Below are 5,183 nucleotides of genomic sequence, written 5' to 3' on the forward strand. Positions count from 1 at the left end.
TGGCAAGCGTCTATGAAAGCACTGTCCGCCACGAACCGGTCTCGGTATTCGCGGTGGAAGAAGGCCGCATTCAGGGTCTGGCGCTCGCGAGCCTGATCTGGAGCGGGGGATGGCCCATGAAGCCGTTCAGCAGCAGATGCATCGTGCAGGGTGGTCCCCTTCTCTCAAAGCCGAGCTGTGCGCCGACGCTACTGCGCGGTCTCGATGACCTCGTTTCCAAGAGGGCTCTCTACACGGAAATCAGAAATCTGCAGAAACCGGCGGAAGCGGTCCCTCTGTTCGAATCGTCAGGCTACTCCTTTGCCGCACATCTCAACTATCATCTCGACCTCCGAAAGAGCGAGGAAGAGATCTGGTCCGGAATGTCGAAAGGAAGGAGGAAGGGGATCTCAAGGGCGGAGAAGACTGGCCTCGAGGTGACCGAGATAACGGAGGAAAGGCAGATAGACGAGTTCTATGACATCCTGAAGGAGACCTATTCCAGCTTAGGAATGCCCCTTGCCGACAAATCCCTTTTCACTTCCGCTTTCAGGATCCTACGACCCCTCCAAGAAGCGAGGTTCCTTCTCTGCAACTCCGAGGGGAGAACGGTCGCCTGCAGGGCCGCCCTTCTCTTCAGAAGAACCATGTACGATTGGTATGCTGGGTCAGTGACAGAAGAGAGAGCGAAAAAGGCCGACGAATTCCTCGTGTGGGACATCCTCAAGTGGGGGATCTCCAAAGGCTATGAGACCTTCGATTTCGGAGGGGCAGGCTCTCCCGATGAGGAGTACGGTCCTCGAGAATTCAAGCGAAGATTCGGCGGGGAAATGACTGAGCCAGGCAGGTTCGAGAAGGTTTATAAGCCGACCCTGTTTTCGTTCAGTAAGAAGATGTTCCGCTTTTACCGGAGACTGTTATGAAAAGAAACGGTGTATGCGCGTCTTTGAGGGCAAGGGCCCGATTTGGAGGGTTCCAATGAGAATCTTGTTTCTCTTGGGTCATCCCGCTCACGTTCACCTATTCAGGAACCCCATCAGATTGATGCAGGACGAAGGTCACGACATCAGAATCGGTTGCATCGAGAAGGAGATCACGAAGGACCTCCTTTCCCACTACGGGCTTCCCCACGTGTCCATTGGACCCAGTCAGAAAGACCTTCTTGCGAAGTCTCTGGACACTGTGAGGAAAGACTTTCGAATGGTCCGACTGATCAAGGAGTTCGATCCCGACATTGTGGTCAGCACCGGAATCCCTTATGCCTCCCACGCAGCGAAGCTCTCGGGGATCCCCTCCATCGCATTCAGCGATACCGAGATCGCGACTCTCGTAATCAAGAGCATGCTTCCGTTCGTATCGGCGGTCTGCACTCCGTCATGCTTCTCTCTCGACCTGGGAGACAAGCACATCAGATACGATGGCTACCACGAGCTGGCCTATCTCCATCCAAACTACTTCGAGCCCGACAAGTCGATTCTCTCCGAAGTCGGACTGCAGGAAGGCGAATCCTTCTTCCTCGTCCGGTTCTCCTCCCTGGATTCCAGTCATGACATTGGTTGGCGGGGGGTGTCGGCTTGGGGAGACGATTCACTGATGCGGTTGCTCAAGGACTTGGAAGAGTTTGGGCGGGTGTTCGTCATGTCGGAACACTCGCTGTCCCCGGACCTGAGCAAGTATGTTCTTCGGATCCCTCCGCACCGACTCCTTGACATTCTGCCTTTCGCGCGGATGTACATCGGCGAAGGCGCTACGATGGCCTCGGAGGCCGGCGTCCTGGGCGTCCCTTGGATATTCGTGTCCAAGACAGACCGCGGCTACCTTGCCGACCAGGAGCAGAAATACGGCCTCGGCTATCATTTCACAGACGCGGAGAAGGCCAGGGAGAAGGCGATGGAATTGCTCGAAGACCCTCAGCTGCACGAGAAATGGAAATCAAGGAGGGAGAAGCTCCTTAAAGAGAAGGTGGACGTGACGAAGTTCATCGTCGATTTCGTGCTCGGATGGCCTGAGAGCTTCGAGAGGATGAAGGTTAGCGGATCACTATGACGAACGCGTCCCGCCCCAGGGTTGCCTATCTGGTCTCGATGAAGAGCGGAATCCACAGCTTCGTTTTCAGAGAGCTGGAAGAGCTCGAGAGACACGGGCTCACTTTCTTGCTGTATCCCACGAAGGTCGGGAAAGGTCCATACATGCCTCACAGCCAGTGGAAGCTCCGTCGCTTCGGAGCTGGAACGTTAGTTCTCGGCTTTGCCAAGTCCTTGTTCCGTAGGCCCAGGTCTCTCTTGCGTGTCCTGATCGAGGCCGCCAGGTTTCGGGCTTGGGTGGATGTCGCTCTTGCATTGGACTTCTCCAATCATATGGAGGAAGAGGGCATCACGAGAATACACTGTCACTTCGGCGACCACAAGCTCTTCATCGGCTACTTCATCGGGCAGATGCTCGACCTGCCGGTATCCGTCACAATCCACGCGTACGAGCTGTACAACAACCCGAACCCCAGGCTTTTCAGACACGTGCTGGACAGGATCGGTGACGTGATCACGATATCCGACTACAATAGAAGAGTGCTCGAGCGGGAATATGGAGCCCCCCCGGAAAAGGTCCACACAATCCGGCTCTTCACCGACAAAGGCCTCGACGAGGAACCCGCACGTTCTCGCTCCGGTCCCTTCACGATACTCATAGTCTCGAGATTCGTTGAGAAGAAAGGTCACGGGACCCTCTTCAGAGCTGTTGCGAGGCTTAGGGACCTTGACGTCAGACTCCAGGTTGTTGGCGGTGGACCCTTGGACCTGAAGTCAATGGTCTCCCGAATCGGAATACAGGACAAGGTCGAATTCCTGGGGAAGGTGCCGGATGACGCGTTGAAGGAGCTGTATCAAGGTTGCGATGTCTTCTGCCTGCCATCCGAGACGCCGGAATCCGGGGACAAGGAGGGCATACCAGTTGTTCTCATGGAGGCTATGGCATATGGGAAACCGGTCATTGCGACTCGCCACGCAGGAATACCAGAGATTGTCGAGGAAATCCTCATCGACGAAGGCGATGATGAGGCCCTTGCGGAGAACATCGAATCGCTGATGAACGACAGAGAACTCGGAGCGAGACTGGGAGAGAACAACCGGCGGATAATCAGGGAAAAATATTCAAGCGAGAATGTTAATGCGCTTCTGAGGATCTTCAGAAGGGATGATGCATGATTCGAAGCGATATCGGAAGTGAACAGACTCTGTTCCTTCGGGTTGAGGATCGTGCCCTCTGTAATCAAGAACCAGGGTTGATCTGAGCGATGTCGACTGCGGCTGTGACAATCAAATCGCGGATTCTGTCCAGGAAGACGACGTATTGCTTTCTGGCGGTCCTAGTGCTCGTCAACCTGATCTACAGGTATCCAATCGGAATCACACATGAGGTGGGAGCCGATACGACCTTCATCCACAGCCTGGCGAACTCACTCTCCCAGGAGGGCCATGCAAAATGGGTGCTCAATCCATTGTCTTTCTTCGGCCTGTACGCTCTCTCCTATCCCAGTGCAGCTCCGTTCCTGATTTCCGTGATATCTGAGATGGCGGGAATGAGTATCGAGCTCACAATTCTCATCCTCGGGACGCTCTTCGGGGTCATTGGGTCCGTCTCTTCGTTTCTCGTGGCCAGAGAGATCATCAAGGATGAACGCTACGCCTTTGTCGTCGCCCTTCTGTTCTCACTAGCCCCCTTCTTTCTGAAGGACACAACATGGGTGGGCTCGTCCAGAGGCTTTGTCGTGGCCTTCCTGCCGGTGATAGCCCTCCTGCTGTTGAAGCAGCTGAGGTCTGGCGACTCCCGCTACCTCGTCCTGGCCATATGTGCATTCGTCTTCATCTGCTCCATGCATCGAATGGGATTCTTGGGCGTGTTTCTGTTCATCGCCTTTGGGTTCATCCCTTCGCTTCACAGAATCACTCAGAAGATCAGATTCGCCCTGGTGAAATATGAGAAGGTCTTCAGGGCCATGGCCGTCCTCGTGGCCCTTCTCGGCTTCTTCCTCCTGTTCTATGTGCAGATTTTATTTCCAGGCTATGGCGGTTTCGATATACGAGAAGAATATCGCCTGGGGACGTTCTTCGAAGGCGAATCGGTTCCCGTATTGCTGCTGAACATGGGCGTGAACTTCACCGGGAAGGTGGGCCTCCTGGCACCCTTGACGATCATTGGATTGGTGATGTACACTTGGAAACGGCCAAAGGAGGTACACCAGAAATACATCCTGATGCTGGTGTTCATACTCATACCCTTTCTCTCGCTCAGAGACTACATCTCCGAGTTCATGATACTCTTCTTTGTCTTCCTCATCGCCTTCGCAATGGTCTATCCTCCTCTGGTTCTTAGAAAGGGTGGCAAGATGATCGGTGTCCTTGCCATCATACTGCTGGTGGCCTCTGCGGGTTTCTCTTGGGAAATGAAGGATTATTGGAGACACAAGTACAGAACTGACGACCAGATCTCTGAGGACACTTATGACGCAGCCATATACATCAAGTCAAGAACCACCGGGATAATCGCCACAAACGATGGCCTAATTGGAGGAAGCGCCGTAGCGATTTCCGGGAGAGGGGCACTTCCTTTTGGCGGCGCTTCAACACATTGGTACAGCGCCCAACAGTTGATTTTCGGCACAGAAAGATACGAGAACCTGCTTTTCTTCCCGGCCTCGGACTTGGAGGTTAGAAGACTCGACTACGATGAAATCACCTTCAACACAGACGAAATCATAACGGCAACAAACGCTCCCAATGCGTTGATTGACTGGGAGTCAATCTTCTACAATCCGCCCTCGAGTGCTATCGTGGATGAGGAAGTTGAGAAATATTCGATTCATTACATCTTCGTGAACAGTCGTATGCCTAATCATTTCTTCTCCTACGTCTTGAGACCTTCGCCATTTCTCGTAGGAATGCAGCATGGTGAGAATGCGCGGTACAGAGTTTTCGAGAACGAGAATCATGCTCTTTGGTACTACAACTAGGAGGCTCTCAATTGAAGGTCCTGATGATCACACCATTTGCTAGGCCTGTATTGGGTGGCATATCCACGTATCTTGACGGCCTTTCCAGTGAACTCAGAAAGCGCGAAGATGCAGTTTGCGTTGTAGTTGCTGAAGAGGGAGAAGGCACGGCCGGACCGACTCATATGCGGCGGAGTTTTCCTGGATTTCTCGCCGAAGG

5 protein-coding genes are annotated in these 5,183 nt (G+C 53.6%); all 5 read left to right on the top strand.

Annotated elements, in window-relative coordinates:
- Window positions 1-902: GNAT family N-acetyltransferase (locus LN415_08840; GenBank protein ID MCJ2557192.1), on the top strand; the 902-nt coding region annotated here is incomplete at its 5' end.
- 55 nt (window positions 903-957) lie between these two features.
- Window positions 958-2,025: a DUF354 domain-containing protein gene (locus tag LN415_08845; protein MCJ2557193.1), complete on the top strand. Its 1,068-nt coding sequence runs from the start codon at window positions 958-960 to the stop codon at window positions 2,023-2,025.
- Complete coding sequence (locus LN415_08850) at window positions 2,022-3,179, top strand: glycosyltransferase family 4 protein (GenBank protein MCJ2557194.1); 1,158 nt, start codon at window positions 2,022-2,024, stop codon at window positions 3,177-3,179. Before LN415_08845 ends, LN415_08850 begins: the two co-directional genes overlap by 4 nt.
- Window positions 3,180-3,268: 89 nt before the next feature.
- Window positions 3,269-4,984, top strand: coding sequence for a hypothetical protein (locus LN415_08855; protein MCJ2557195.1), 1,716 nt, complete (start codon window positions 3,269-3,271; stop codon window positions 4,982-4,984).
- Window positions 4,985-4,995: 11 nt separating this feature from the next.
- Window positions 4,996-5,183 (top strand): hypothetical protein (locus LN415_08860; GenBank protein MCJ2557196.1); only part of this gene is annotated, 188 nt, incomplete at its 3' end.

The organism is Candidatus Thermoplasmatota archaeon (assembly GCA_022848865.1).
Classification (GTDB): domain Archaea; phylum Thermoplasmatota; class Thermoplasmata; order RBG-16-68-12; family JAGMCJ01; genus JAGMCJ01.